General features: G+C 73.4%; 14 protein-coding genes and 1 pseudogene. 5 read left to right on the top strand and 10 right to left on the bottom strand.

Annotated elements, in window-relative coordinates:
- Positions 1–96: 96 nt before the first annotated feature.
- The 10 genes from ABZW14_RS14285 to ABZW14_RS14240 all read right to left on the bottom strand — a co-directional run bounded on the left by ABZW14_RS14285 (position 97) and on the right by ABZW14_RS14240 (position 21,369).
- Positions 97–4,461 (bottom strand): SDR family NAD(P)-dependent oxidoreductase, encoded by a 4,365-nt coding sequence (locus ABZW14_RS14285; RefSeq protein ID WP_355345194.1) that lies wholly within the window; start codon positions 4,459–4,461, stop codon positions 97–99.
- The gene (locus ABZW14_RS14280) at positions 4,458–6,773 is read right to left on the bottom strand and encodes a lantibiotic dehydratase (RefSeq protein ID WP_355345191.1); all 2,316 of its coding nucleotides are present in this window, start codon (positions 6,771–6,773) and stop codon (positions 4,458–4,460) included. Before ABZW14_RS14280 ends, ABZW14_RS14285 begins: the two co-directional genes overlap by 4 nt.
- A complete protein-coding gene (locus tag ABZW14_RS14275) occupies positions 6,770–10,267 on the bottom strand; it encodes an amino acid adenylation domain-containing protein (RefSeq protein WP_355345188.1) in 3,498 nt (1,165 codons plus the stop codon). Before ABZW14_RS14275 ends, ABZW14_RS14280 begins: the two co-directional genes overlap by 4 nt.
- Positions 10,264–11,934, bottom strand: a complete 1,671-nt coding sequence (locus tag ABZW14_RS14270) for a beta-ketoacyl synthase N-terminal-like domain-containing protein (protein ID WP_355345185.1) — start codon at positions 11,932–11,934, stop codon at positions 10,264–10,266. The genes ABZW14_RS14275 and ABZW14_RS14270 overlap by 4 nt, the downstream gene beginning before the upstream one ends.
- A complete protein-coding gene (locus ABZW14_RS14265; RefSeq protein WP_355345182.1) occupies positions 11,931–14,300 on the bottom strand; it encodes an amino acid adenylation domain-containing protein in 2,370 nt (789 codons plus the stop codon). The genes ABZW14_RS14270 and ABZW14_RS14265 overlap by 4 nt, the downstream gene beginning before the upstream one ends.
- Positions 14,294–15,655: a DUF6002 family protein gene (locus tag ABZW14_RS14260; RefSeq protein WP_355345179.1), complete on the bottom strand. Its 1,362-nt coding sequence runs from the start codon at positions 15,653–15,655 to the stop codon at positions 14,294–14,296. The genes ABZW14_RS14265 and ABZW14_RS14260 overlap by 7 nt, the downstream gene beginning before the upstream one ends.
- Positions 15,646–16,821: a potassium transporter TrkA gene (locus ABZW14_RS14255; RefSeq protein ID WP_355345176.1), complete on the bottom strand. Its 1,176-nt coding sequence runs from the start codon at positions 16,819–16,821 to the stop codon at positions 15,646–15,648. The genes ABZW14_RS14260 and ABZW14_RS14255 overlap by 10 nt, the downstream gene beginning before the upstream one ends.
- Positions 16,802–19,423: an amino acid adenylation domain-containing protein gene (locus ABZW14_RS14250; RefSeq protein ID WP_355345173.1), complete on the bottom strand. Its 2,622-nt coding sequence runs from the start codon at positions 19,421–19,423 to the stop codon at positions 16,802–16,804. The genes ABZW14_RS14255 and ABZW14_RS14250 overlap by 20 nt, the downstream gene beginning before the upstream one ends.
- A 4-nt stretch (positions 19,424–19,427) precedes the next feature.
- The gene (locus ABZW14_RS14245) at positions 19,428–20,435 is read right to left on the bottom strand and encodes a class I SAM-dependent methyltransferase (RefSeq protein WP_355345170.1); all 1,008 of its coding nucleotides are present in this window, start codon (positions 20,433–20,435) and stop codon (positions 19,428–19,430) included.
- Between the two features lie 163 nt (positions 20,436–20,598).
- Positions 20,599–21,369 (bottom strand): alpha/beta fold hydrolase, encoded by a 771-nt coding sequence (locus ABZW14_RS14240; protein ID WP_355345167.1) that lies wholly within the window; start codon positions 21,367–21,369, stop codon positions 20,599–20,601.
- Positions 21,370–21,432: 63 nt separating this feature from the next.
- Here ABZW14_RS14240 and ABZW14_RS14235 point away from each other — a divergent pair.
- From ABZW14_RS14235 to ABZW14_RS14215, 5 genes and pseudogenes are all read left to right on the top strand, one after another.
- A pseudogene (locus ABZW14_RS14235) lies at positions 21,433–21,568 on the top strand (DNA recombination protein RmuC); the annotation flags it as partial.
- Positions 21,569–21,862: 294 nt separating this feature from the next.
- The gene (locus tag ABZW14_RS14230; protein ID WP_355345164.1) at positions 21,863–25,129 is read left to right on the top strand and encodes a S8 family serine peptidase; all 3,267 of its coding nucleotides are present in this window, start codon (positions 21,863–21,865) and stop codon (positions 25,127–25,129) included.
- Between the two features lie 289 nt (positions 25,130–25,418).
- Positions 25,419–25,583 (top strand): transposase, encoded by a 165-nt coding sequence (locus ABZW14_RS14225; protein WP_355345713.1) that lies wholly within the window; start codon positions 25,419–25,421, stop codon positions 25,581–25,583.
- 731 nt (positions 25,584–26,314) lie between these two features.
- Positions 26,315–26,572, top strand: coding sequence for a hypothetical protein (locus tag ABZW14_RS14220; RefSeq protein ID WP_355345162.1), 258 nt, complete (start codon positions 26,315–26,317; stop codon positions 26,570–26,572).
- A 173-nt stretch (positions 26,573–26,745) separates the two neighbouring features.
- Entirely contained in the window at positions 26,746–26,898 is a 153-nt protein-coding gene (locus ABZW14_RS14215) for a hypothetical protein (RefSeq protein WP_355345159.1), read from the top strand.
- The last annotated feature ends 36 nt before the right edge of the window (positions 26,899–26,934 follow it).

Below are 26,934 nucleotides of genomic sequence, written 5' to 3'. Positions count from 1 at the left end.
TGCCCTCCTGGCCCTTGCTTCGCTGCGGTGCAGTCGGTCATGCCGGGCCCTCCTTGGCATGCCCTCCTGGCCCTTGCTTCGCTGCGGTGCAGTCGGTCATGCCGGCTGCCCCGGTCTGCGGAGGCGCGGGATGGGTGCCTCCGCGTCGGCGGCCGGTGGTGCGCCGCGCAGCGACTCGATCCGGGCGGCCATCGCGGCGACGGTCGGCGCATCGAACAGCACCCGCATGGACAGCCGGGCGCCGACGGCCTGGCGGATGCGCAGCACCAGCTGCGCCGCCACCAGCGAGGTGCCGCCCAGTCGGAAGAAGTTGTCGTGCGGGTCGACCTCGGCGACGCCGAGGACGTCGCCCCAGATCCGGGCGATGGTGGCGGTCAGGTCGCCGTCCGCGGCGGCCACGGTGGAGGTCACCGTGGCGGCGGCCGAGGCGAGTCGCCGTTCGTGGCCGGCGACCGCGGCCACCGTGTAGGCGCCGATCGCCACCGAGCCGGTGCGGCCCTCGGCGAGGACCCGCTGCCCCGCGGCGACCGCCGCCGCGGGGGGCAACCCGTCGTGTTCGGGCACGCCCTCCTCCCGCCACGCGCCCCAGGCCAGCGACACGAGGCGGGTCGGCCAGCCGTGCGGGCTGCGCGCGTACGCGTCGAGGAACGCGTTGGCGGCGGTGTCGTCGGCCCGGCCCAGGCCACCGGCGAGCGCGGTCACCGACGAGGTCAGCGCCACGAAGTCGAGCGGCAGGTCACCGAAGACCTCGCGCAGCACCAGCGTGCCGGTGACCTTCGGCCGCAGTTCCGCCGCCGCCTCGGCCAGCCGCGACCCGGCGGACAGGCCGGTGTCGGGCAGCTTCGCGGCGTGGATGATGCCGTCGAGGCCGCCGAGGTCACGCAGGACTTCGGCGCGTACCGCCCGCATGGCGTCCACGTCGGCCACGTCGGCGGTGAGGTGACGCACCCGGGCGCCCGCCCGCGCCAGGGCCTCGATCGCGGCCGGCGGCGGCTGCGCGGTGCGGCTCACCAGCACCAGTTGCGCGCCACGGCGGGCCAGCTCGGCGGCGAACGCGCCGCCGACGCGGCCCAGCCCGCCGGTGATCAGGTAACGCCCGCCGTCGCGGATGCCCGACCCGGAGGCGGCACGCCCACCCGGCCGGACCGGAACGAACTCGCGGGTCCAGCGGCGCCCGCCCAGCCGCAGCGCGACCGTCTCGGCCCGCTCGGCGCCGAGCAGTTCGTCCACCAGCGCGTCCACGTCGAGGTCGCCGGGGTCGGCGTCGACCCAGTGGCAGTGCAGCTGCGGGCGTTCCAGCGGGACCGAGCGCACCACCCCGGCCGCCGTGGCGTGTTCCGGGCGCACCAGGTCGGCCCCGGTCACGTCGGCCACGCCGGCGGTGACCACATCCAGCTCCACGTCGGCGGCCGGCAGCGCGTCCAGCAGCGTCAGCAGCGCGTAGTACCCGTGCTCCTGGGCCGCCGACACGGCGTCCGCATCGGAGCCGGCCGGGTCGCCGTCCAGCGCCCAGGCGTGCACGATCCGGGCGGCCCGGCCGTCGTCGGCGCACTCGTCGAGCAGCCGCTGATAGTCGGCGGCGTTGGTCGTGCGCAGCTGGTAGCCGCCTGGGCGGACGGCGAAGGCGGCGCCGGGGCGGACCACGGTGACGTCGGTGCCGCGCTCACGCAGCCGGGCCGCGAGGGCTGTGCCCCGCTCACCGGCGGCGAAGAGCAGCAGCTGACCGGGCGCCTCGGCGGGTGCCGTGGCGGGCAGTTGGTGCCAGACCGGCACCTCGACTACCCCGTCGTCGTGGCGGCGGTCGGGGGCCGGTTCGGCTGGTGCGGCCACCGGCGCCGGGTCGATCCAGTGCCGGGTCCGCTGGTACGGGTACCCGGGCAGGGGCACCCGGCGTGGTTTGTCCGGCGCGGGCAGCCGTACCGGGACACCGGCCGTCCACAACCGGCCCGCCGCCTCGTAGGCGGTCTGCCGGTCGGTCAGCTTCTCCCCCGGCGCGGGCAGCGTACGCAGCGGTGCCCTGGCCCCCGGCGGCAGGTTGAGCCGGGCGAGGCCGGCGAGCTGGCGGCCGGGACCGCACTCCAGCAGCAGCCACTCGTCGGCGGTGCCCGTCGCGGCGAGCGCTGCCACCGTGGCCCCGAACCGCACCGGACGGCACAGCTGCTCCCCCCAGTACGCCGGATCGGTGATCTGCGCGTCGCTGAACGGTGCGGCGGTCGCGGCCGACCACACCGGCAGGCTCGGCGCCCGGCGCGGCACCGCCGCCACCAGCGCCGCGAACTCCTCGCGCACCGGGTCCAGCAGCGGCACGTGCATCGCGTACGGCGACCGCAGCAGGGTGCAGCTGACGCCGCGTTCGCGCAGCGTGTCGGCGAATGCGGTCACCGGGTCCGATGCGCCGGCCAGCACGCAGGTGTTGGGGCCGTTGCTGATCGCCACGGCGACGCCGGCGGGCAGCAGGGGGGAGATCTCGTCGGCGCCGCGCTGCACGGCGAGCATGCGGCCCTGCGGCGCGGCCTGGACCAGTCGGCCCCGGGCAGCGGCGAGCCGCAGCGCGTCGGGCAGGTCGAAGACCCCGGCCACGGTCGCCGCCACCAGCTCGCCGATGGAGTGGCCGATCATGGCGGCGGGTGTGACACCCCAGCGCCGCCACAGCATCGCGGTGGCGTATTCGATGGTGAACAGGGCGGGTTGCAGCACCGCGGGTTCGGTCAGCCGCTGGTCGGCGCCGGCCTGCGTGCTGAAGATCAGCTCGTGCGGGTCCCAGCCGAGGATGCCGGCACATTCGGCCACGGTGGCCGCGAACTCCGGCTCGGTCTCGGCGAGGCGCGCACCCATGCCGGGGTGCTGCGAGCCCTGGCCGGGGAAGAGCAGGCCCACCCGGGGCACGCTCGCGGCGTCGCCGCCGGCCCGACGCCTCGGGTCGGTCAGCGCTGCGGCCGCCTGCGCCCGGTCCACCGCGACGACGGCGGCGCGGTGCTGATGGACCGGCCGTCCCTCCCGCAAGGTGTACGCCACATCGCGCAGCTCCAACTCCGGCCGGTCGGTGAGCCGGGTGGCCACCTGGGCGCACGCCGCCGCCAGCGCGGCCGGGGTCGCGGCGGACACCTGGATCAGCTCGCCCTCACCGTGGCGCGGCGCCGTGGCGGGTGCGGGAGGGGGCGCTTCCTGGAGCAGCAGGTGCGCGTTGGTGCCGCCGAGGCCGAGGGAGCTCACCCCGGCCCGCAGCGGCCGCTGCTCCTCGGGCTCCCACTTGGTCAGCGTCGACACCACGTAGAACGGGCTCGCCTCGAAGTCGATCTCCGGGTGCGGCCGGTCGTGGTTGATGCTGGGCGGGATGAGCCGGTGCTGCATCGACAGCACCGTCTTGATCAGGCCGATCACCCCACCGGCCGCGCTGAGGTGGCCGATGTTGGCCTTGGTCGAGCCGACCCCACACCAGCCCCGCTCGGTGGTGCGCCGCCCGTAGGCCGCCGTCAACGCCGCGATCTCGATCGAGTCGCCGAGGACCGTGCCGGTGCCGTGCGCCTCCACGTAGCTGACCGAGCGTGGGGTGACGCCGGCGACCGCGAGGGCCTGCACGACGACCTCCAACTGCCCGCTGACGCTGGGCGCGGTGAAGCTCGCCTTGGTGGTGCCGTCGTTGTTGACCGCGTTGCCGATGATCAGCGCGCGGATGTCGTCTCCTTCGGCCAGCGCGTCGGACAGCCGCTTGAGCACGACGACCCCGACCCCGCTGCCGTAGACGGTGCCGTTGGCCTGCGCGTCGAACGGGCGGCAGTGCCCGTCGGCGGACGTGTACCCATCGTCGGCGAGATACCCGACGGCATGTGGCAGCTCCACGCACACCCCGCCCGCGAGCGCCGTGTCGCACTCGCCGTTGCGCAGCGCCTCGCTGGCCAGGTGCACCGCCACCAGCGACGACGAGCAGGCGGTCTGCACGGTCATCGCCGGGCCGCGCAGGTTGAGCCGGAACGACACGGTGCTGGCCAGGTAGTCGGGCTTGTTGCCCAGCGACACCCGCAGCTCCCCCGCGTCCGCCAGCGCCTGCGGATTGCGCCGGACGTTGAGCCACTGGTACAGGTCGGCGTTGCTGCCCGCGTAGACGCCGATCTCGCCGTCGTAGCGGGTCGGGTCGCAGCCCGCGTCGATCAGGGCGGCGTGCGCGTGCTCCAGGAACAGCCGCTGCTGCGGGTCTGCCAGCTCCGCGTCGCGTGGGCTCATGCCGAACAGGCCCGCGTCGAAATGGTCGAACTGGTCGAGCACGGCCGCCACCGGCACGTACGCCGGGTCGTCGAGTTCGTCCTCGCTGACCCCGCGCGCCAGCAGCTCGGCCCGGCTGAACCGGGTGAACGACTCGGTGCCGTCGACCAGGTTGCGCCAGAACTGCTCCGCCGACGACGCCCCTGGTACGCGCAGGCTGAGCCCGACGATCGCGATCGGCTCCACTGTCTCGTCGGTCACGGCGCCTCCTCTGGCTCGGCCGAGTCGCGGATGTGCAGGCGCAGCTCGCTGACGTAGTGGCGGCCCTGTCCGTCGGGCAGCCACGCCTGTGACAGTTGCGGCAGCAGCTCCGACACCGTCACCGGCACGTCGTCGCCGCCCGCCCGGTGTGCCGCCCGCAGCAGCAGGCAGAGCCGGTTGGCGTACAGCGGGCTGCTCAGGTCGGCGTACGTGGGTTTGAGCTCGGTGGCCACCCGGATGAAGACCCGCTCGGGCAGGCCCAGCGCGGCCCGCCACCGGCGTACCGCGAGGTAGCGCTGTGCCTGGTCGATGGTGCTGGTCAGGCCGGTCTGCCCGACCGTGGTGCGCCAGGTCTCCCGGGCCAGCACCAGGTTGTCCACGGTGATCCGGGGGCTGTGTGGGCGTTCGGTCATCAGCTTGAACGCGTCGGCGGCGTGCACCGCGATCAGGTCGGAGAACACCTCGACCAGCGGCCAGCGGGTGCCGTCGGGCCCGGTCGCCACCATGGTGCCGTCCACTTCTGACACCAGGGCGGCGTTGGCCGGCACGAGCCGACCCCGTCGGGCGCCCGGCGCGTCGGCGAACGCGAGCTGGTGGTCGCCGGGCCCGAACAGAGACGCCGACAACCGGCCGCCGACCCGGGGGAAGTCGACCGGGTAGAGCGGGCGCAGCCGTCCCGAGCCCAGGTCCGCCGCGTACGCGCGCCGTAGTCGGTCCAGGTCGGGATGGCAGTGCGTGAACAGTTCGGCGTTGAACGTCGCGTACGCCGCGTGCAGCTCACCGAGCACCGCCCCGAACTCGCCGTCGGCCAGCGCCTGCGGCGACTCGGCGAAGATCTGCAGGTCCGGGCTGTGCACCCGGCCGGCACTCCAGCCGGGCCGGGTGGCCGGGAACTGCTCGGCCACCCGGGGCGCCAGGTCGGCCGAGCTGACCTGCAGCCGCGCGGCGTCGGCGGGCAGGTCGGCGAGCCCGAGCACCCGTTCCCAGCGGGTGGCGAATTCGTGCGCGACCCGGTCGACGGGCCGCTCGCTGGGCCCGAACAGCGGGCCCTGGGCGAGGAACCACAGGTCGCCGAGGCGGACCGGTCCGTCGCCGCTCAACTCGGCGTACAGGTCGCGCAGCGCGTCGGCGTAGGCCGTGGCCAGTTCGGCGGTGAGCCAGCGCGCCGCCTGCAACGCACACGCCAGTGCCGGGGCCAGGGAGTCGAGCAGGCCGGTGCCGACGGTGAACTCCACGTCGCGGGCGGTCTCCTCGTGGCACAGCGCCCGCCCGGCGTAGTTCTGCCCGGCCCGGCGGCGCGGCGGCAACCCGGTCAGCTCGGTGAACTCGGCGTCCAGTGCCGACAGCGCGTCGGCCAGCGCGGTGGGGTCACCGGCGGCGACAGCGACCCGGGTCCGGGCATCGGTCAGCCGGTTCAGCCCGGCCAGGGCGTTGTCCCGCAGCGCCGGGTCGCCGATGGCGCCGATCCGTTCGCGCAGGCACGCCTGGGCGGCGAAGCCCTGCGGCAGGTCGAAGTCCCAGCGCAGCAGGCCCCGTTCGGCCAGGTGCGCCAGGAGCAGGAACCCCTCCTCGGCCCGGCGTACGCCGGCCTGCTCGTCGCGGACCAGGTCGTCGACGATCTCCCGCGCGGGGCGGCGGCCGTCGCAGCAAGCCAGCGCGATCGACTCGGTCAGCGACACCGGCGTCGGGCGTTGGGCGGGCCGGTGCACGACCCGCCCGTCCAGGTGGGCGTGCGGCGCCAGGGTCGGGGCCAGCCACGCCCGCACCGGCGGGTCCGCCGCCAGCCTGTCCGCGTACGCGCAAAGGGCCCAGTATTCGAGGTGGACGGCGCGTTGGCGGAGCAGGCCGGGGCCGGGCATGGTGGTGATGGTGGCCGGGCCGGGTTCGACGGTGCCCCAGCACACCGGCCCGAAGAAGCCGATGGTTTCGCACTTGGCGACATAGCGTTGCCAGTACCCGGCGACGACGTTTTCCCGGCCCCGGCGGCGGACGTTGCGTGGCCCGTCCGGGCCGTCGGTGACCAGCCCGTCGAGCGCCACCAGGACGTCCGGGTTCTGCCAGGTCACGGCCTCACGGAACAGCGGGTCGGCGGCGATCTGGCACACCGCCGCCGCCGACGCCCGGGTGGCGTCGGCGTACACGGCCGTGAACGCCGCCGCGTCGAGGTCACCGGCGAGGTGACGGTCGGCGGCGTCGGCGCAGTCCGGTGCGGCGAAGCGGTCCAGGCCGTCGGCGGGGAACCCGGCGCTGCGCAGCAGCACGTCACGCCAGACCGACCAGCCGGTGTCACCGAGGGGGACCAGATGCGTCACGCCGGATCACCTTCGACCGCGGGCTCGTCGGTCCAGCGGCGCCGGGCGCGCTGAAGTCGGACGGCGCCGCGGCGGGCGGCCCGTTCCACGGCCGCGTCCTCGGCGCTTTCCGCAGGTGATTCCTCCGACGCGCGGGTGCTGTCCAGGTGCGTGGCGAGGGTGCGCACGGTCGGATGGCGGAACAGGTCCACCAGCCGCAGGTTCGTGCCGAGCAGCCGGTTGAGTTGCCGCTGCACGACGGCGACGGCCAGTGAGCCACCGCCGATGTCGAAGAAGCTGTCCGTGGCCGCCACCTCCGGTATGCCGAGCACGTTGCACCAGACCGACGCGATCTGGCGTTCGGTGGCGGTGGCGGGGCGTTGGGTGATCGCGCCCGACCGGCCCACGGCCCGTTTGACCCGGGCGGCCCGGGTCACGTGGCCCGGCGTCCCGGCCGGGATGGCCGTCCAGCCGGGCAGTTGTGACACGGGTTGCCGCGGATCGGCGGTCCCGGCCCGCAGCAGTTGCTCGACCTCGCCGAGCAGGGCCGTCATCAGGTCGGTGCCGTAGACCTCCGGGTTGAAGACGATCTCCACGCGCAGGTGCCCGTCCCGGGTCACGCCGTAGAGGGTGAGATCGAACGGCGACCCGGGCGCGGCCACCGGCACCGGCTCGCTGTCGAGCCCGGCCAGGTCCAGCTTCGGTTCGTCGAACGTGTACATGTTGAACAGCACCTGCACCAGTGGGCTGCGGTCGAGCAGGCCCCCGAGGCCGAACCCGCCGACGAGGCGTTCCACCGGCGCTTCCGGGTGCGCGAGCGCGGCGAGGAGTTCCTCCCGCGCGGCGCGCACATGCTCGGCGAAGCCCGCCTCGGGGGCCTGACGCAGCCGCAGCGGTGCGATCTCGATGAAGAACCCGACCATCTGCTCGAAGTCGACGGTTCGCCGGTCCACGGTGGGCGTGCCGATGACCAGGTCCGGGTGGCCGGTGCGCCGGGTCAGCACCAGCGCGAACGCGGCCAGCACGGCGGCGGCCGGGGTCGCGCCGAGCCCGGCGGCGAGGTCGGTGAGGGCGGCGGTCGCGGCCCGGTCCAGCCGGGTGGTCACGGTCGCGCTGGTGAAGGTCTGTTCGGCGGGCCGGTCTCGTCCTCCGGGCAGCTCCAGCACGACGGGTACGCCGGTCAGGTGCTCCAGCCACCAGTCCAGGTCCTGCTGGGCGCGTCGCCGGGAGCGGTCGGCGCGCCACGCGACATAGTCGCCGTAGGTGGCGGGCAGTGGCGGCAGCGGCGGCCCGTCGCCGAGCGCGGCGCGGTAGGCGGTGGCGAGGTCGGCGTAGAACAGCGACTGGGACCAGCCGTCGAACACGGCGTGGTGGGCGTAGACGGCCAGCACGTGCTCGTCGGCGCCGGTGCGGATCAGTTCGGCCCGCCACAGCGTGTCGGTGGCCAGCGTGAACGGTGCCGCCGCACCCGCCGCGAGGTGGGTGGCGAGGTCTGTGCCCGGGGCCAGTTCCCGCACGGGCAGCGGCACCGGCGCGGGCGGGTCGGCCACGGCGTACGGGACGCCGTCGGTGTCCGGGATGCGCCAGCGCAGGATCTGCTGGCGGTCCGCGACGGCGGTGAGGGCCGTGGCCAGGGCCGCGATGTCGAGGGGGCCGGTGAGCCGCTCGGCGAAGGCGACGTTGTAGGCCGATGGGGCGGCGTGGAAGTAGCGGTCGAGGAACCACAGCCGCTGCTGCGCCGGGGACAGGGCCGGTGGACGGCCCCGGGAGGCGGTGGCCGGGCCGGCTTCGGCGGCGGCGTCGGCGCGGGCGGCGATGCCGCGCAGCGTACGCCCGATCAGCACGTCCTCGATCGCGATGTTCCGGCCGAGCCGCTTGCGCAGGTCGGCGACCAGCCGCATCGCGGTGATGGAGTGTCCGCCGTGGTCGTAGAAGTCGGCGTCGCGGTCGAGGGCCGGCTCGTCCAGCAGCACCGCCCAGGCCTGCGCGATGAGGCGTTCGGTGTCGGTGGCCGGTGCCTCGCCCTGCGGTGCCGGGGCGGGTTCGGCGAGGGCGGCCAGCCGCTCGGTGTCGATCTTGCCGTTGATGGTGATCGGCAGCTCGGCCATGGTGAACATCCGCGCCGGGACGGCCGCGGGCGGCAGCAGCCGCGCGCAGTGGGCGCGCAGGTCCGCCACGTCCAGGCCGGTCGCCACGTACGCGACGAGTTCCTGGCCGCCGGGGCCGCCGCGCGCCTGGACGCTGGCGTTGCCCACCTCGGGGTGGCGGCGCAGCACCGCCTCCACCTCGCCGAGCTCGACGCGCTGTCCCCGGATCTTGACCTGCCGGTCGGCGCGGCCGAGGAATTCCAGGCTCCCGTCGGGCAACCATCGGGCGAGATCACCGGTGCGGTAGAGCCGCTGCCCGGGCTGCGCCGTGAACGGATCCGGGATGAACCGCTCGGCCGTGCGCGCGGCGTCGAACAGGTAGCCGCGGCCCAGCCCCGGCCCGCCGGCGAGCACCTCGCCGATCTCACCGGGGCCGACCTCGCGCAGGCTGTCGTCGACGAGGTGGATGCGGTGGTTGGCGGCGGGCCTGCCGATCGGGATGGGCCGGGTCCAGGTGCCGTTGCCCTCGAACCAGGACACCAACACCGTCGCCTCGGTCGGGCCGTAGACGCTGATGAACCGGCGGCCTCCCGCGGTCCACCGGCCGACCTGCTCCGGGCCGGTCGCTTCCCCACCGGTCATGACCAGCCGAACGCCGGGCAGCCGGGTCGGGTCCAGCAGCGGCAGGATCGGCGGCGGCAGCACCACCACGTCGACGCCCTGTTCGGCGCACACCCGGTAGAGCCGGGTCGGGTCGGCCCGCTCGGCGTCGCCGGCCAGCACGACCGTGCCGCCGGCGGCCAGCGGAGCGAGCAGGTCGGCCACGGACGCGTCGAACCCGATGGAGGCGAAGGCCAGGCACCGGGTCGCCTCGCCGTAGTTGGAGAAGTCCGCGATGTTGGTGACCTTCTCGGTCAGCGCCCGGTGCTCGATCACCGCGCCCTTGGGCTGCCCGGTCGACCCGGACGTGAACATCGCGTACGCCGTGGTGGACAGCGTCGCGGGCGTCGGCTGCCAGGGCGCCGTTTCGGCTGGTACGCCCAGCACGGTCACCTCGCCGAAGGCTTCGGGCGCGGCGGTGGGCGCACCGACGATGACCTCGAGGCGGGCCTCGGCGGACAGTTCGCGCAACCGCTGCGGCGGCAGCGCGGGGTCGAGCGGGACATACCCCGCGCCGGCCGCCTGCACGCCGAGCAGGGCGACCACCAGGTCCGGGCGGCGGTCCACGCAGACACCGACGAGGTCGTCCGGGGCGATGCCGTGGGCGCGCAGCGACGCGGCGAGGGCGCTGGCCCGGCCGACGAGGTCGCGGTAGCTCAGGGTCAGGTCGCCCTGCACGACGGCGGGCGCGTGGGGGCGCCGCTGGGCGTGCCCGGCGACCAGGTCGGGCAGGCACAGCTCGGGATAGGGCAGGTGGGGGCCGTTCATCGGGTCGCCTCGATCCAGTGTCGGGTCCGCTGGAACGGATAGCCGGGCAGCCGAACCCGCCGCCCCCGCACCGCAGGCAGGTCGCCACCGTCCAGCCAGGAGCGCGCGGCGGCGTCGTGGGCCGCCGGTTCGCCCTGCGCGAGCGCGGTCAACCGCCCGACCGCCTCCTGGGCGTCGGCGCATCCGACGGCGGCCCGGCAGGCCAGCCGCCGCCGTCCCACCGCCAGGGTGTGCGCCACGTCCGCCACGGCGAGGTCACCCACGGCGAGCCGCTCGGCCAGCCGTCGGGCCGACTCCCGCAGCGCCGTCGGGCTGCCCGCCGACAGCCCCAGCACCATCCGGTCGTGACGTTCCTGTCCGAGCTCGCTGTTCGACTCGTCATGGTCGTCCGCACCGGGCACGTGCTGCACCAGCACGTGCGCGTTGGTGCCGCCGAGGCCGAACGAGCTCACCCCGGCCCGGCGGTGCCCGGTCCACGGCCGGGCCTGCGCGCTGACCTCGGCGCCCGCCGCGGCCAGGTCGACATCGTCATGCGGGCGGGTGAAGTGTGCCGTCCCCGGCACCTGTCCGGTATGGACGGCGTACACGGTCTTGATCAGGGAGATCACCCCGGCGGCGGCGTCCAGGTTGCCGAGGTTGCCCTTGACCGAGCCGAGCAGCAGCGGGCCGCGGCTGCGCCGGCGTACCCGAGTCAGGGCGTCGACCTCGATCGCGTCGCCCACCGAGGTGCCGGTGCCGTGACCCTCCAGGTAGCCCACATCGGCCGGGTCCCAGCCCACCGACGCCAGCGCCTCCGCCAGCACCGACGCCTGCCCGGCCACGCCCGGTATGGTGAAGCCGGGCCGGTCGGCGCCGTCGTTGTTCACCGCCCAGCCCGGCAGGACGGCGTAGACGTTGTCGCCGTCGGCTCGCGCCTCGGCGAGGCGCTTGAGCACCACCGCACCGGCGCCGTTGCCGAACACCTGCCCGGTCGCGGCCGCGTCGTAGGGGCGGCACACCCCGTCCGTGGCCAGCAGGCCGCCCGGCCGCAGGCGGTAACCGGCCTGCCGGGTCGAGACCACCGCCGCGCCACCGGCGATCGCCACGTCGCAGCGGTAGTCGAGCAGGCTCTGCGCCGCCTGGCACACCGCGACCAGCGATGTCGAGCAGGCGGTCTGGATGGCCACGGCCGGTCCCGCCAGCCCCAACGCGTACGCGGTGCGCGTCGGCAGGTAGTCGCAGCCCGAACCGGTCAGCGCGTCGTCCCAGTCCTCGGCCAGGCCACCGAAGCCGGGCTTCAGGGCGGGATTGCCCAGCAGGTGATGGTGCAGGTACCGGTTGGGGCCGCAGCCGGCGAACACGCCGACCTGGGCCGGGTCACGGTCGGGATCGATTCCGGCGTCCTCCAGGGCGCGCCAGGCGACCTCGAGGAACAGCCGGTGCTGCGGATCGAGCAGCGCCGCCAGCTCGGCGGGATAGCCGAACAGGTCGGCGTCGAAACCGTCCAGGTCGTCGAGCCGCCCGAACACCGGCACCCAGTCGGGGTCGGTGAGCGCGCCCTCGGCGGCGGTCAGCCGACGCACCGAGTCCACCCCGGCCAGCAGGTTCTGCCACATGGCGGGTGCGTCGTCCGCGCCGGGCACTCGGCAGGACAGGCCCACCACCGCGATCTGGTCGTCCTCGCTCACGTCTCCCCCTGCCCGCCGCCACCGCCGCGCGCGGCCCTGCGTCGCGCCATCCGCTGCCTGACCGCCGCCAGGCGACCGTCCACCGGTACGCCATCGGCGTCCGCCGCCGCCCCCAGGTGCGCCGCCAGCTGCGCCACCGTCGGGAACTCCATCAGCCGGGCCAGCGGCACCCGCCGGTCGAGGCGTTCCTCGAGGTGCCGCTGCAGCAGGGCGAGCTGGAGCGAATGCCCGCCCAACTCGAAGAAGCTCACGTGGCGGTCCACGGCGGGCAGTCCCAGCGCCGCGCACCAGCCCGCCGCGATCGTCTCCTCGACCGGCCCGCACGGTGGCCCGCCGACCCCCACGACGGTTCGCCCGGCCTCGGCGACCGGATCGGGCAGGGCGGCCTGGTCGAGCTTGCCGGTCGGGCCCATCGGCAGCTGCGTGACCGTCACCACGGCCCGGGGCACCATGAAGTCCGGCAGCACCGCCACCAACTGCTCCCGCAGCCGCCCCGGCTCGACGCTCGCCCCCAGGGCCGGGACCGCGTACGCGATGATCTCGTGCTCGCCGGTGCCGGCCGCGCCGCGCCGGGCCACCACGGCCGCCTGGCCCACCCCGGGCAACCCGGCCAGGTGGGCCTCAACCTCGCCCAGCTCCACCCGGTAGCCGCGGATCTTCACCATCCGGTCGCTGCGACTCAGGTAGACCAGCATCCCGTCGGGCAGCCGCCGCGCGATGTCCCCGGTCCGGTACGCCCGCACCCCGCCGTGCTCGATGAACCGGGCCGCGGTGAGCTCCGGCCGGCCCAGGTACCCCAGTGCGACGTGCGGGGTACCCACGATCACCTCGCCGGTCAGGCAGGTCGGACGCCCGGCCGGGTCGGCCAGCACCACCTCGATGCCCGGCAGCGGATACCCGATCGGCACGACGGCCTGCTCCAGCGGCGCGTCCGCCGGCAGGTGGTGCTGCGCGGCGAAGCTGATCTCGGTGGTGCCGTACCCGTTGACGAACACGACACCGGGCGCGAACGAGCGCCGGGCCAGCGTCACGTCGTGCCGGGTCACCTCCTCGCCGCCGAGCACGACGGCGCGGATGGACGGCAGCCGCCGTCCCTCGCCCAGGCTCGCCACCAGGTATCGGTAGACGGTCGGGGTGGAGTGGTAGATCGTGACGCCCCGGTCGGCGAGGGCGCCGGTCAGGTGGCCGAGGCCGTGCGCGCGAACGTCGACGGGGACGGCGGCGGCGCCGGACAGCAGGGCGCTGAACGTGTCGGTGACCGCCATGTCGTAGCCGAACGAGGTGAGCACGCTGGTGCGGTCGTCCGGCCGGATGGCGAAGTTGCACACGTGGTTGCGTACGCCGAACAGCACGTTGCGGTGGCTCTGCACCACACCCTTCGGCATTCCGGTCGACCCGGAGGTGTAGAGCACGTACGCCGGGTCGTCCGGCCGCGCGTGCCCCCGCAGCACCGACAGGTCGGCCGGGGCGGCGCCCGGCTGCAGGTGCACGATCGGCAGCTGCGGCAGCCCCGCTTCGGCGGCCAGCGTGGCGGCGAGCCGCGCGTGCTCGGGGTCCGTGACGATGGCCCGCACCCCGGCGTCGCGCAGCATCCCGGCCAGCCGGACCGCCGGGAACACGGTGTCCAGCGGCACGTACGCGGACCCCGAGGCCAGCACCGCCAGGATGCCGGTGATGGTGGCGACGCCGTGGCGGCACAGCACCCCGACCGGGGCGGGCGGCGCCGGGCCGGTGCCCGGGTCGGCCAGGGCAACGGCGGTCGCGGCCACGGCGGCGCCGAGTTCGCGATAGGTCGCGGCCGCGTCGTCGGCCAGCACCGCCATCCGCTGCGGGTGCGCGGCGACGACCGATGCGAACGCGGCCGGGATCGTGTCACCGCGTACGCCGTCGGCTTCGGTGCCGTCGCCCCCGTGCAGCCGGGCCAGTTGTGGTGCCGGGCGTTGCTCGTAGCGGGCCGAGGGCAGCACGTCGGCCGACGACGCGGCCGGGTCCAGGGCGGACAGAAACTCGCTCAGGTCGGCGCAGAGGTCGTCGGCGTAGTCGCCGGGCAGTCCCGACACGGCGCCGTCGCCGAGGGCGGGGCCCAACCGGACGCTGGCGTCGGCGGTGGAACCCGGCGGTGCCGGGTGCACCGACCGCCACAGCTCGCGGATCGGGGCGTCGGCGGCCAGATCCAGCGCCACCAGGTCGTCGCCGTGCCGCAGCGTCACGACCTGGGCGCCGGTGTACCGGCGTACCAGCAGGGCGGTCGCGGTGAGGACCACCGCGGCCGGGGTGACCCCGGCGGCGTGGGCCTGCGCGGCAAGCCAGGCGGCCCGCTCGGGTGACAGGCCGAGCGGGCGGTCGGAGTACGCCGGGCTCACCATTTACTCAGGACGGCGGCCACGATGTCGGCGACCGTGGACACCTCGGCGTCCGCGGCGGCGACGGTGAAGTCGTTGGCGTAGCTGCCGGTGCCGTGCACCACGATGTCGTGCCCGGCCGGCACCAGGCCGCGGTCGATGGCGTTGCAGACACCGGTCAGCGCCATCACGATCGACCACTCCCGCAGCTGCTCGGGGTCGGCGGGCAGGTTGAGCCCGGCGTTGGCCAGCCAGTCCCGGGCCACCGGGTAGCGCTGGGCGCACTCGCGCCGCGACACGACGATGCCGTCGCCACCGTGCCGCTCGATCAAGGCGTTCATCGCCGGGGAGGTCACCGGGCGGTGGGTGTAGAAGGTGGGGTCGAGCACCTCGGCCGGGTCGTCGGTGACGGCCGGGAAGTGGGGGTCCTTGTCCTGCGTCCAGGCGCCCACGCCCTCATCCAGCGTGTAGGCCGGGCAGTTGTTCCGGTCGAACGAACCGTGGCGCAGGTTGAGCACCATGTCGGGCGTGCCGAGGTGCTGCACGAGCAGGAAGCCCGGGCGGTCGCCTGTGCTGGCGTGGCCCGCCGCTTCGAGCACGTCGCGGCCCAGGTTGTAGCCGAGCAGGCCGAAGGCGCTGGAGACGGCGTGGGCGTGCCAGCGGGGGCGGGCAGCGCTGGCCGGGGCCACGTCAGCCTCGAAGGCGGCCCGGGCGGCGTCCGCGACCAGGTAGTTCCTCAGGTCGAGGGTGTACCACAGCGTGACGCCGTGCTTGTCGTGCATGGTGGCGGCGTACTCGTCGACGAACGCGCGGCCGAGCGCCTTCACCCCTTCCGGGTCGCTGCCGGTGTAGCGCAGCAGCGGGTTGACCTGGCGTGACCGCGGGTCGGTGGCCAGCGCGTCGTGGCGGAACTTGTGCCGGGTCGACTGCGGCGCCAGCACCACGATGGACAGCTGCTCCGGCGTCACCAGCCCAGCCGCGTAGGCGCGGGCCACCGCGTCGCGCAGGGCGACCCCCTTGTTGCCGGAGGTCGGCGTGAAGATGCACAGCCGGGTCCCGGTGCGGCGGATGTATTCCACCGCGCGGGCGACGATCACCATCGACGCGAACGTCTTGGTGGTCTGGGTGCCCGGGTTGGCGGTCAGGTCGAGCAGCTGGAGGTGGTGCCCGGCGTATTCGCCCAGCGGGGACCAGCTCGCGGTGGCGGCGGCGTAGTACTCGCGCATCGCCGGGGTCAGCTCGGGCAGGTCGAAGCCGGGCGCGAAGCCGGGCGTCCCGGCAGGGCCGCCCGGGACGGCGCCGCACTGATCCACGGCCGAGGCGATGACGTCGTAATAGTCGGTGATCAGGTTCCGTGTGGTCGGGGCGGTCACAGGCATCGGGATTCCTCCAACACACGAGGGGCATGCGCCGGCGTCGGTGGCGCCGCTCGCAGATGGTCGCGCAGGGCGATGAACCGGGCGAAGACCTCTGGCATGTCGGTCACGCGCCAGCCTTCGGCCAGTTCCGGCTGGTACGCCGACAGCGCCGCCCGGGCGTGCTCCGGATAACGCACGTGGCCGTCGCTGACCTCGACGCCGTCCCGGTGCCCGGCGGCGGTGTTCCAGGCGACGGCCTGCGCCGCGCTGACCTCGGGCGGCAGCCGCAGCTGCGCCTGGCCACCGCTGATCAGGACCGGATAGCCGCCCGGCAGCCCCAGCGGCCCGGGCAGGCTCGCCGCGACCTCACCCACGTCGGCGACGAGCCCCGCCACCAGGGCGGCGGCGGCATGTCCGGCCAGCGCGTTCAGCTGCGGCCGGGGCAGGGCGCGGTAGCCGGCCAACAGCCCGGTGACGTCCGGGACGGGCAGGCCGTCCAGCCAGGCGCGTATCTCGGCGGTGTCGTCCCCGGTGCTGTTCGGGCCGGGCGCGGCGAGGTGGGCATGGTGGCCGAGCACAGCCAGCCGCCGCGGCCCGGGACGGCCCAGCGCGGCGTCCAGACACGCGGCCAGCGTCGCCACGTTGCCGATGCCGCTCAGCACGGGCAGATCCAGCGCAGCCAACAGCGGGTTGACCGCGTCCGGGAAGCAGCCGTTGACCAGCACCGCGTCCGGTGCGCCGCCGGCCAGCGCGGCGGCGAGCCGAGACACCAGCTCCGCCTGCAACGCAAGCGTCACCCCGAAGCCGGCCGCGGCGATCAGCTCCGTCCAGGCCGACGGCGCGTGCACCCGCTCGTACGGCGACTGGGCCGACGCGGCGCAGACCAGCACGTCGGGGCGCAGCCGGGCCATCGACACGGCGTCGGCGGCGTACCCGCCGCCGGGTTCGGTGGACGGTTCGGCGGTGAACGGCTCGCCGGTGAAGTCGACCCCGGTCCCGGCGACCGTGGCGCGAACCTGCGCGCCCCGGGCCACGCCGAGGGCGGCGGTCAGGTTACGGGCCAGCACGGTCACGCGCATCCGCCGGGGGGTGTGCATCGAGGCCAGGGAATCGCACAGCGAGCGGGCGAGCTGGCCGCCGCCCACCACGACGACGTGCCGCGGCGCGTCACCGAGGGGGGCTGACATCGCGTCTCGCGTCCGTGACCCGGGTCAACCAGTCGGCGAAGGACCCGGCGCGCAGGCAGCTCGCCGGGGACACCTCCAGGTCGGCCATCTCGCGTACCCGGCGCGCCAACCGCAGCGCGGTCAGCGAGTGCCCGCCGAGAGCGAGGAAGTTGTCGTCGTCATGGACGGCGTCGACGCCGAGCGTGACCCGCCACGCCTCGCGCAGCCGGTCGGCGAGGGCGCTGCCCCGCTCCGGGGTCGATTCCACGTGCCGCCGGGGTGGCGGCGGCAGCTCCAGCCGGGCCACCTTGCCGTTGGGCAGGCGGGGCAGGCTGTCGACGAAGACGAGCTGGTCCGGGTGCATCGCGGGCGGCAGCACCGACGACAGGTATCCCTGGAGCAGCCCGGTGGTCAGCAGCTGGTCGGCGGGCTCGTCCCAGGGCGAGGCCGCCGGCGGCTGATCCTGCGGCCGCATCGCGTAGAGGTAGCTGACATCGGCGTCCGCGCCGACGTTCCAGTCACCGATCTCGTGCACCTCGAACCCGGCCGCCGACAGCAGCTCGCGGACCTGCGGCGCGGTCACGCTGCTGCGTTCGACCTCGAGGCACACCTGGCCGATGCGGGGCCAGTGCTCCGGGCGCAGGCCGCGCAGCACACTCAGCTCGGCGCCCTCGGTGTTGACCTTCAGCAGGTCGACCCGGTCCAGGTCGAACCGGTCCAGCAGCGCGGACAGGGTCACCGTCGGCACCACGTGCGCCACCGAGGTCAGGCGCCGGTGCGCGTCGGCCAGCAGCGCGGCCTGCTCGGCCTCGTCGGCGTCGCCGCCGCCCTGCCGGTAATGCGACCGGACCAGGTCCGACGCGGAGTCGGCCCGGTCGGCGCCCAGGCCGGACAGGTAGCTCAGCTCGGGAAACGAGATCAGCTCGGCCGTGCCCGCCACGTCGGTGACCGCGGCCTCCACGATGGTCGCGGACTCGGCGTAGAGGCTGAGGTTGGCCCGAAGGTACGGCAGCGTGTCCGGGTTCGGCTCGACCGCGATCAGGTGCACGTCGCGTGCCTGCCGGGTCGCCCACAGCGAGAACAGGCCGATATTGGCGCCCACGTCGACAACGACCGCGCCGTCTCCGAGGCGTACGCCGAACCGGGAATACTCCGCGTGGTCGAAGATCTGCCGGTAGAGGAAGACGGCCTCGTCCGGCGACGCCGCCGTCATCGCCATGCCGTTGGGCAGCCGGAACCGGGGCAGCCCGCCGATCGTCGGGGCCCGCCGTGGCTGCGGCACCACGTACCCGACCAGGCGCGGCCCGTCCTCGTCCGGCACGGCGACGACCACCGCGTCGTGCACGGCGGGATGCTTGCGCAGCACTGCGGCGACCTCGCCCGGCTCCACCCGGATGCCCCGGATCTTGACCTGGTCGTCGACCCGGCCCCGGAACTCCAGGAAACCCTCCGGCGCGACCCGCACCAGGTCACCGGTGCGGTAGAGCCGGGCGCCCGGTTGCGCCGGATCGGGCCGGAAACGGTGTGCCGTCCGCTCGTCGTCGCGCAGGTAGCCCAGGCCGACCGCGACCCCGCCGATCCACAGCTCACCGGTCTCGCCGTCGGCGACCGGCCGGAACTCCTCGTCCAGTACCCGCGCCGACACCCCGTCGATGATCCGGCCGATCGGGGCGATGCTGCCCGCGTACGCCTCGGAGCAGTCCCAGTAGGACACGTTGATCGAGGTCTCGCTGGGGCCGTAGCCGTTGAACAGCCCGGCCGGCAGCGCCGCACGGAACCGCCGGACCAGCTGCATGTCCAGCGCCTCACCGCCGCACAGCACCCGCCGCAAGGTGACACATCCGGGCAGCTCCGGCTCGTCGAGCAGGTGCCGCAGCATGGTCGGCACGAAATGCGCGGTCGTGACAGCTTCCCGCTGGATCAGCCGGACCAGGCCGAGACTGTCGAATTGCAGGCCCGACCCCGCGATGACCACGGTGCCACCGGCGATGAGCGGTGAGAAGATCTCGTGCACCGACGCGTCGAACCCGATCGACGCCTTGTGCAGCACCCGGTCGTCGGCGGCGAAACCGAACCAGTCGTGGCCCCAGGCCAGCCGGTTGACCAGCCCGGCGTGGTGCAGCACCACACCCTTCGCCTGGCCGGTGGAACCCGAGGTGAACAACACCAGCGCGGCCTGCTCCCCCGGCGGCAGCCAGCCCGCGCGATCCAGCGGATCGGTCCCCGCCACCACCTTGGCGGCACGCACATCGCGCCAGCGGGTGCCCGCCGGCGCGGCGACGGTCGCGGGCCGGTCCGCGTACAGGACGAGCCGGGGCGCGGCCAAGGCGAGCATCTGCTCGGCCCGGCCGGAGGGCAGCTCGGGATCGATCGGCACCGCGACCGCGCCCACCGTGAGCGTCGCCAGCAGCGACGTCACGTAGTCGGCGGACCGGTGCAGGTAGAGGCCGACCAGGTCACCCGGGCTGATCCCGGCCCGGCGCAGCAGTTCGGCCGTCGCGCCGATCCGCTCCCACAGCTGTGCGTAGCTCAGCTCACCGTCGGGGGCGACGATCGCGGGCCGGTCGGCGTCGGCGCCCGAGGGCCGGTGCACCAGATCGATCAGGTAGCGCGGGCTGGACATGGGGTCATGCCGTCCTTGTCGCGACCGCGACGATCGCCATCCGGGGCACCTCGGCGACGAACTGCCCGTCGGCCCGGTAGAGCACCGGCCGCGCCGGGATGTCGTCACGGCCACCGAGCGCGGCCAGGTAGCCGGTGTGGTCGAAGTGGTGCGTCAGCAACCGCCACACTTCGTCATCGCTCAGCGTCGCGAAAAATTCCCGTATCCCGTACATGTCGCCGACATAGTCGCGTATCCGCGCGTACGCCGATTCTGCGGTGTCGGCGCGCACGATCAGCGGGTCATAAAGGTCGACGATGCGCACCGGCAGATCGGCCCGGGTGAACAGGTCGGTCAGTTCGGCTCGGCTGAAATGCCGGTAGTCGTGGCCGCCGGAGGCGTGCGAATGCACCGTCTCGCCGAAGAATCCGGCCATCGGGCTCGACTCGTCGAAGTCGTGCAGCACGATCCGGCCACCGGGGCGGACCACCCGGGCCGCCTCCGCCACCGCCAGCGGCCGCTGGTGTGCCGGGATGTGATGCGTTCCGTAGGCCAGCAGCACCGCGTCCAGGCTGGCGTCGCGCAGGAACAGAAAGTGCGCGGCCTGGCGTACGGCGGGCAGGCCGTGCGCGAGCGCCTTGTCGACCATGTGGCCGGACAGGTCGCCGGTGATGAACGCCAGCTTGGACTCGAAGCAGGCGGCCTGGCTGCTCGCCGCGCGCGCGACGGTGCCGTCGCCGCCGAGCACGTCCAGGATGAGGGTGACCGGCTCGGATCCGGGCGGAGTGGCCAGCTCCAGCAGTTGCCGCATCCCGGTCCAGCGCACCAGGGTGTCGCGCTGGGCCCGGCGGTAGGAGTCGCCCCGGCCGGTGGAGTCGGTGTCGAACTCGCTCACCGTGGCGGTCAGCTCCGCCAGCGCCGCAGCCGCGCCCGGGCGCTCGAAATCCAGCACCTCGCGCAGCTGGGGGTGGACGGTCGCCACCGTGTGCAGGTAGTCACGCAGAACCAAGGACGGCAAGTACGACGAGCTCATGTGCACCTCGGCGCACGCAACGGTTTGCCGCCTGGTCAGCGACGTCCCTTGATGAACGGATGGCGAACTTTAACACCGTGTCTCGCCGGCCCGCCAGGTCGAAAAACCGACACGATGGAAGGCCTGAAGCGGGCAGGGGTCCTTACGCCTCCTTTGTCGACAATTACGGCGCAGCGTTGTGACTGGCGACGATGCGGCGCATAAGGTCCAGGATTTCCGTCTGGTAGTCAGTCAGGAAGAAATGCCCACCGGCGAAGACATGTCGCCGTGGCGGGGCCGCGCATTCCAGGATCCACCCGGCCGCCCGGTCCGGGTCCACGTGCTCGTCCATGTCGCCGAGCAGCACGTGCACCGGCAACTCCAGCGGTGGCTCGGCGCGGTAGGCGTACCGTTCGGACAGGGCGAAGTCGGCCCGGATACCCGGCAGGATGAGCTCCATCATCTCCCGGTCCGCCAGCAGTCCGGCCGGGGTGGCCCCGAAGTCTCGCAGCGCCTCGATCAGGCCGGTGTCGTCGAGTTCGTGATAGCGCCGCCCGACCAGCCGGGTCTGCGGCGCCTCGGCGCCGCTGACCAGCAGCGCCAGCGGATCGGGCGCGCCCCGGCGGCGCAGCTCCCGGGTCACCTCGAACGCCACCAGCGCACCCAGGCTGTGCCCGAACAGCAGGAACGGCCCCGACGCCCGCTCGATGACCGCCGTCGTCAGCTGGTCCACCAGCTCCGTGACGTCGTCGACGGGCGGCTCGTGCAGGCGGGTTCCCCTGGCCGGCATCAGCGCGACCTGCAACGACAGCTCCGGGTCAGCCTTCGCCTGCCACTCCATGAACGACGCGGCGATGCCACCGGCATACGGAAAGACGAAGACCTGCGCATCGCCAGTCGACTGCGCCACCGACCCGAACCAGCGGCTCGCACCGCCCGCACTCGCCAGGGACATGACCGCGAGCATAGGTCAATCAGGGAGCGGAGCCGCCTCGCCTGGGCATGGTGATCGCCGACGGTCGGGTCGCTGGAGGCACGGGTGCTGGTCAGCGCGCGCAAGCCCGCCGAGCCGGGCATCTCCGACCAGGAATTGGTCACCCCGGGCGCAGGTGGAGCTGGCACCCCGGCAGCCCCAGGCCTCGGAACTCCCCGACGATGACCGGTTGCGACGTTTTTTCGCAGCCTCATGTGGACAAGTCCGACTGACCCGATCAGTCACAAACATCATCCGACCGGGCAGCCGAGGCGGACGATCGACGCAGCGCAATGCCCGAGGTATTGGTTGTCGCCCTGCAACTATTCGCGTCATTGTTACAGGGCTGCTCGGTCCGCGTCACAGTCAGGTCACCACAAGCACCGCGCCGGTGACGGGCGCCCGCCAAGCACCGAAGCCCCATCTCATTCGCCCTGCACCCCCAAGGGCTCCTTTCTCGCCGGAGGAAGACACCGTGACAAGACCCCCCACGTGGGCCCGGCGCGTCTCGGCCGGGTTCGCCGCATCCGTCGTCGCGGTCGGCGCGATCGCGCTGACCGGCGGCGCCACCACCGCCAGCGCGGCCCCGCAGACCGAAGCCAGCACGCCAAAGGGCCACGGGTCCGACAAGCTCGGGTCCCACGACCACGAGCTGCTCGCCCAGGCCCGGGCCGAGGGCGACAAGACCGTGGTCCTGATCATCGCCACCGACAAGGGCAAGGCCGGCGCCGTCGCCGCCGAGCTGCGCAAGCTGGGCGGCACCGTGGCCAAGCAGGTGGACGGGGTCGGATACGTCCGCGCCACCGTTCCCACCGACGCTGTCCTGCGGGCCGCGAAGCTGCCCGGCGTGGCCGCGCTCGACCTGAACGAGTCGATCCCGCTGCCGAAGCCGGAACCGCTCACCGGAGCGGCGGAGGGCGCGGCGCAGGCCGCCTCGGCGCCGGCACCCGGCCCCGACACCCCCGCCGCCAACCCGTACATGCCGACCAACGAGACCGGCGCCGTCGCGTTCAAGCAGGCCCACCCCGAGTGGGACGGCCGGGGCGTGACGATCGGCATCATGGACTCCGGTGTGGACCTGGACAACCCGGCGCTGCAGACCACGTCGACCGGCGAGCGCAAGATCGTCGACTGGTTCACCGCGACCGACCCGCTGCTGGACGGCGACGGGACCTGGCGGGCCATGCTGACGCAGGTCACCGGGCCGGCCTTCAGTTACGCCGGCGCAACCTGGACGGCGCCGGAGGGCACCTGGCGGATCAACCGGTTCTCGGAGAGCATCACCGCCAACGACGAGCCCGGCGGCGACATCAACAAGGACGGCGACAAGACCGACACGTTCGGCATCCTCTACGACCCGGAGACCCACGACATCCGGGTGGACACCAACCAGAACCGCGACTTCACCGACGACGCGGTGATGCGCCCCTACAAGGAGCGCTACGACGTCGGCCACTTCGGCACCGACAACCCCGCCACCGCGATCGCCGAGCGGACGCCGTTCGTCGTTGAGTACCGCGAGGACGTCGACACCACCCCCGCCGGGCTGCCCGGCAAGGCCGACTTCGTCAACATCGGCATCGTCGAAGCCCAGCACGGCTCGCACGTCGCCGGCATCACCGCGGCCAACGACATGTTCGGCGACGCCGCCTTCGACGGCGCCGCCCCCGGCGCCAAGCTGGTCTCGGCCCGGGCCTGCAACTGGGGCGGCGGCTGCACCTACGCGGCGCTCACCGACGGCATGGTCGAGCTGGTCGTCAACCGGCACGTCGACGTGATCAACATGTCGATCGGTGGCCTGCCGGCGCTCAACGACGCCAACAACGCCCGCGCGCAGCTCTACGACCGGCTGATCAACGACTACGGCGTGCAGATGTTCATCTCGGCCGGCAACTCGGGCCCGGGCATCAACACCGTCGGCGACCCGTCGGTGGCCAGCAGCGTGGTCAGCGTCGCCGCCGGTGTGAGCAAGGAGACCTGGCGGGCCAACTACGGCTCCGAGACCCGGACGCCGTACCAGCTGTTCAACTTCTCCTCCCGCGGCCCGCGCGAGGACGGCGGTTTCAAGCCGACCATCACCGCCCCGGGTTCGGCGATTTCCACCACCCCAATGTGGCAGCCGGGCGGATCGGTGCCCGAGGCCGGCTACCAGCTGCCGCCGGGCTACTCGATGCTGAACGGCACGTCGATGGCCTCCCCGCAGGCCACCGGCGCGGCGGCGCTGCTGCTCTCGGCCAGCAAGGCGAACGGGTTCACCGTCTCCCCCGCCCAGCTGCGTCGCGCGATCTACTCCTCGGCGAAGTGGATCGACGGCGTGCCGGCGCACGGCCAGGGCAACGGTGCGTTCAACACCGTCGGGGCCTGGGACCTGCTGGCGGGCCGTGACCTGCAGCAGCGTGGTTACACCGTCTCCGCGCCGGTCTGCACGCCCCTCTCCGGCTACCTGGCCACCCCGAACACCGGAACCGGCGTCTACAACCGATGCGCGGTCGGCCAGGGCGGCCAGCGCGCCAACGAGGACCGGGAGTACGCCGTCACGTTCACCCGGACCACGGGTTCCAGCAAGCCCGTCCGGCATGACGTGACCCTGCTGGGCAACGACGGCACGTTCCGCGACTACCAGCACAGCCTGGTGCTGCCGCTGAACAAGCCGGTCACGCTCCACCTGGAGACCAAGGGCGGGTACGGCGTGCACAGCGCCGTCATGCGGGTGGACGACCCGGCCACGGCGGGCGTCGACTTCGAGGTGCTCAACACCCTGGTCATCGGCCAGGACCTGAAGGCGCCGGGGTACGGCTTCACCACCTCCGGGTCGGTGGAGCGCAACGGGTTCACCTCGTACTTCGTCAACGTGCCGACGGGCGCCTCGGCGCTGCAGGTCAACCTGTCCGGCCTGGCCGACGGGTCGCAGACCCGGTTCATCGCGTTCAACCCGTACGGCGTGCCGGTGGAGAGCACCTCCAGCCTGGGCTGCTACAGCAACTTCTCGAGCCCGGCCGCCTGCAAGCCGGACGAGCGGGACTACGCCAACCCGATGCCGGGCCTCTGGGAGATCGAGGTCGAGTCGCGGCGCACCTCGCCGCTGCTGGAGAACCCGTTCACGCTCAGCGCCGCAGTGCAGGGCGTGAAGGTTGACCCGGCCACGGTGGAGCTGCCCAGCGTCACCCCCGGCCAGGCCACCCCGGTGACCTGGAACCTGACCAACGCGTTCGGCCCGGTCACGGTCACCGGCAAGGGTGGCCCGCTGGGCAGCGCTGCGGTCAGCCGGCCGACGATCGCCGACGGTGAGCGGCAGACGTACCAGGTCACCGTTCCGGCAGGCGCGACCCGGCTCGACGTGGCCATCAACAACCCGAGCGACCCGAAGGCCGACCTGGACCTGACCCTCCAGCGCAACGGCGTGAGGGTGGCGTCCTCGGCCGACGGCGACTCGGACGAATCGGTCTCGGTGACGAACCCGGCCGCCGGCACCTACGACGTGATCATCGACGGGTACTCGGTGCCCGCCGGCACCACGTCGTACGACTACCGGGACGTGTTCTACGCCTCGGCGCTCGGCACTCTGGACGCGGCTGCCACCACCGCCACGCTGGGCACCGGCGCGACGGCCAGCCTGACCGGCTCCGTGACCGCCCAGTCGGCGCCGGCCGCGGGTCGCCGCCTCTTCGGTGAACTGCTCGTGGTCACCGACCAGGGCGCGGTCGTCGGGCGGGGCAACGTCTCGATCGGCACCGTGAACTGACCACCACGCAACACCACGGAGCCCGCCCCCACCGTGGGGGCGGGCTCCGTGCCGTCCGGCGCCGGCGGCCAGCCGACCGTCCAGTTCGGGCCGAGTACGAAGTCGACCTCTGCTACGCCTTTGAGGAGGTCGGTCATGTTGTTCGGCTGCTGCCGGGCCTGGGCCGCACCCGCCCGGAACTGCGGATCAAACTGGCGTCTCGTCTCAGCCATGAACCTCCATCCCTCAAGCTCTGGTCTCCACGCTACGAGAGGAATGGCAGGACCGACGGCGGGTCGAGTGGGAAGCGCTGTCGAGGTACCTGCCGTCGGCGGTGACTGGTGGTCGGCCGCGGGCGGATGACCGGCGGGTGCTCAACGGGATTGTGTGGAAGATCCGGCCCGGGGCGGCGTGGCGTGATGTGCCGGCCCGGTCCGGTTCCTGGCAGTCGATCTACACCCGTTTCCGCAGGTGAGCCCTCGATGGCACGTTCGAGCCTCGGTCTCCTTCCCAGGCATGGGGCCAGGGGTCGGCGCCGGGCCTGGGCGGAGTCATCGAACGGCACATCTGTGCGGAGTGACGGGTTGCAGCGCGGACAGGCTTCTTATCAGCCAACCCGGTGGGCCAGGCCGGTGCCGGCACTGCCGAGGACAAGTCAGAAGAAGAGCACGCAGCTCCGCGGCCAAACCCAGCGAGTCACCCGACAACACCGGCACCGATCCTGGCGGCAGTCCACCCAGAACCGCCAGACGTGACACTCACAGATCCGTAGATTGCCAAGTCCGCGTGACGGCGTTCGATGGCGTCCGCCTCGCCGTAGCTGCCAGGCCTTACCCGGCCGATCCGTTCGGCCTCGTTCGGTCGCGTACGGGCCCGTGGCTCCCGATCGTGGCTCCCACGAGGAGCAGGCTTGAAACCTGTGGATGGGCCTTGGGAGGCTTATCTTCCCGAGGGATCGCTGCCAGAACTGAGAGAGGCATCATGCCAGTCACTCTCGTCCCCACCATCGTAAGGCGAGCGGTCGCGTGGATCGGCCTCGTCGCAGCCGTAGCCGCGATGGCCTACGCAGCGGGCGTCGTACCGGCGCCTACTCGGGTTGTAGTGGACCACTGCTACGTCACCTACGACCGGTTGGAGAGGCAGCACAGCCGGTGCGTGGGGCACTGGAACCGGGTGGGTCTGCCCGCTTCAGGACCGGTCCGCGGCGTGCCCGTCAGCACGCAGTGGCAGGTACTCACCACGGATCCGGACGAGAACTACGAGTGGGAAGTCAGCATCCCCGAAACCTCACGTCATCACACCGCCCTCACGCTCCTGGCGATCGCATGGGTGATCCCGTGGCCCGTGCAGGTCCTGTTGACGGCTCTCACCGTCACGGCGATCGGCTATCTCGCGCGGACAACTGCGAGCCGGGTGCGACGACGACCGGTTGACAGCCCCGACTCGCGATCGCGGGCAGGCTAGGGCCTGTCCTGCCATCTTGACCGGTGGGCAGGGCGACATGGGTGGGGTGCTCGTAATGATCGAGGACGCTGCTCCGTCCCCGCCAAGCACTGTAGGCGCTCACGCACACCGAGCGAGCCGCCCTCGCCGACGACTGGGCCCGGTACCACGTCATCAAGGGGCTACGGCTGGCGGTGACGGACGGGCCCTTTGCCGCCGGGACCGGCACAGTGGTCAGCGGCAGCACGCTGACGCTGACCATGGCGATGGCCGGCCGCGCCGTGTACCGCGACGAGCTCACCGGCCCTGGCGTGGTCACCCTGCGGGAACGCTGCGCCACCGCCTGACGGCCGCCGGCCCGGGGGCAGCGGGCGGCCCGGCCC

The sequence above is a fragment of the Micromonospora sp. NPDC004551 genome (assembly GCF_040609975.1).
GTDB lineage: Bacteria > Actinomycetota > Actinomycetes > Mycobacteriales > Micromonosporaceae > Micromonospora.
The sequence above is the reverse complement of the archived record's forward strand: the minus strand, read 5'-3'. Positions and strand labels throughout refer to the sequence as shown.